General features: G+C 54.5%; 2 protein-coding genes. One reads left to right on the forward strand and one right to left on the reverse strand.

Annotated elements, in window-relative coordinates; all coding sequences use genetic code 11:
• The coding region (locus BP727_RS01405; RefSeq protein ID WP_286857029.1) for a DNA topoisomerase I at positions 1-2,103 on the reverse strand (2,103 nt) is incomplete at its 3' end.
• 230 nt (positions 2,104-2,333) lie between these two features.
• On the opposite strand from BP727_RS01405, the gene BP727_RS01410 reads away from it, so the two are divergent.
• A partial coding sequence (locus BP727_RS01410; protein WP_286857032.1) for a hypothetical protein occupies positions 2,334-2,556 on the forward strand: 223 nt, incomplete at its 3' end.

Genomic DNA, 2,556 nt, shown 5'->3' on the forward strand with positions numbered 1-2,556 from the left:
GCTGGCCTTCTTGGCAGCTTTGGCCCCTGATCCCCTGACCGTCTTCTTTGCCGGCCGCGCTTTTGCCCCTTTTCCTTCCCCGCTCTCCTTGCCCTCCGCCAACTCCAGAGCCTTCTTCGCCTGCCAGTCCAAGAAGTTGCAGTGGGGGCAGCCCAGATCCCAGGGCCTCTTGCCCTTGTTTATGATGCGGATATGAAACATGCCGTGCTTCTCGCAGACCTTATCCGTTACCACTACTGCCCCCGACCTGGGGAGCGGGAGGGTGAATCTGCATTCCGGATAGCCGGAGCAGCCGATAAAGCGCGATCCCCGGTGGCCGCGCCTGATTATCAGCTCGGAATTGCACTTCTCGCAGGTCCCCACGATCTTGTCTGTCCTCAGGCCGTCCTTGAGCGACTGGCCTATGTCCTCTTGGTTGCAGCTCAGCTCGTCGAAGACACTGGTGAGCATGACCCTTGACTCCTCTATCACCTCATCCTCCTTGATCTTCTGCTCGGAGATCTGGGTCATGTCCTTCTCCAGGGTCTGGGTCATCTCCGGTTTGGTGATGGTGGGAGCGTACTTCTGCAGGGTGTCCACCACGGCATAAGCGGTGTTTGTGGGCCGCATGGGATTGCCCTGCACATAAGCGCGGGCATAGAGCTTGCTGATGATATCATGGCGGGTGGACTTGGTCCCCAGGCCCAGCTCGTCCATCAGCTTGATCAGCTTTCCCTGGCCGTATCTGGCCGGTGGCTGGGTCTCTTTGGCCTCGACGCTGTGGCCCAAGACCCGGAGGCGTTCGCCCTCTTTCAGGGCGGGCAGGATGCGCTCTTCTGCTTTGCTGTAGGGATAGTAGTACCTCCATCCCGGTTCCACCAGCCGCGCTCCGTTTGCCCGGAAGGGCTCGGGGCCGATGTCCACCTTGAGGCTGGTGGCATCCCAGACACAGGATTCGGCTAAGGTGGCGAAGAAGCGGCGCACCACCAGCTCATATATCTTCCACTGCTCCTCCTTCAGCTCGCTCTTATTGACAGGAGCGGTGGGGTAGATAGGAGGATGATCTGTGGTCGACCTCTTGCCCCGGGTGGGCACCATCTTTCCTCCGAGGAGCTTTTCCGCTTCTTTGGAGAATTCGCCCTTGAGGAACAGACGGGTGAGGGCGACCAGGTCGATGGATGGGGGATAGACGGTATTGTCCGTCCTGGGGTAGGATATGAATCCGTTGACGTAGAGCCATTCGGCTATCCGCATGGCGTTGGCCGCTGAAAAGCCGATTCCACTGGCTGCGGAGATGAAGCTGGTGGTGTCAAAGGGTGCTGGGGGCTTCTCGACGCGCGGCTTTGTCTGGATGGAGCGGATGATGCCCACCGGGCCCAGACGGGCCACGATAGAATCAACCTCATCCTTCTCCCAGATGCGGCCCCGGGCATGCTGGACGCGCAGATCACGTTCCAGGTCAGCATATATCTCCCAGTATGGCTTGGGGACAAAGGACTGGATCTCCTTCTCTCGATCGACGATCAGGGCCAGGGTGGGTGATTGGACCCTCCCCACGGAGAGAAACTCTTTGCCCAGACGGCCGGAGGTGAGAGATATATATCGGGTTAAGGCTGCTCCCCAGACCAGGTCTATGATCTGTCTGGCCTCTCCAGAGGCTGCCAGGTCGTAGTCCACCTTGCCGGCGTTCTTGAAGGCCTTGAGGATCTCATCCTTGACGATGGCGCTGTAGCGGACCCGGTCCTCCCTAAGGCGAGGGTTTGCCTCCTTTGCGATCTTCAGGGCTTCCACTCCGATGAGCTCTCCCTCCCGATCGTAGTCCGTGGCCACAGTGATGCGATCGGCTTCCTTTCCCAGGGAGCGCAGGGCATTGACGATCTTGTCATTGATGGGACGGACGACTATCTCCGCCCTGATCAGTTCTTTGCAATCCACCTTCTGCCAGTTGTTGTATCCAGGAGGATAGTCCACTCCCACGATGTGGCCGGATAGGCCCATCACCACCTTATCATCGAACTTGAAGGCCTCAACCCCACCTATCCGGTAAGGTCGGGGCTTATCCCCCGACAGGATTTGGGCAATCCTTTTTGCAGCATCGTGCTTCTCCGCTATTATGAGATGCATTCCTCAAAGGCAAAACATGGCATCGATTTAAATTTTTCTGTAAAAAAAATCGCTCCGATCGGTCAATCGTTCTCACCAGGTGGGCTATTATTCCTATCATTCTGAATCTGAGATTTTCGTAGTCTGGTATTCTGTATATTATTTAATAATGAAGTTTATTGGTCCAACTGACACGATTATTCTACAAATTTTAACTTTTATTATTTCGATATACCTCAATAAAATCGCTTTTGACCGGCGGTATACTCTCTCATGAAGATCAATTCGAATACCTATGTGAAATTGAACTTAGATCAATTATTTTAAAAGCATATATCTATTTATCGATAGCTGAAATAATATTCCTTCATCGGATCACCACTACCAGCAATCGCGATACAAGAAAAGAGGAAAGGTTTCCTTTGAATGCCGTGGAGGGGCCACATGTCAAGAAGCATAGAATTGCACAATTAA

Origin of the sequence: Methanosaeta sp. UBA356, from assembly GCF_002496465.1 — an archaeon.
Lineage (GTDB): Archaea > Halobacteriota > Methanosarcinia > Methanotrichales > Methanotrichaceae > Methanothrix > Methanothrix soehngenii.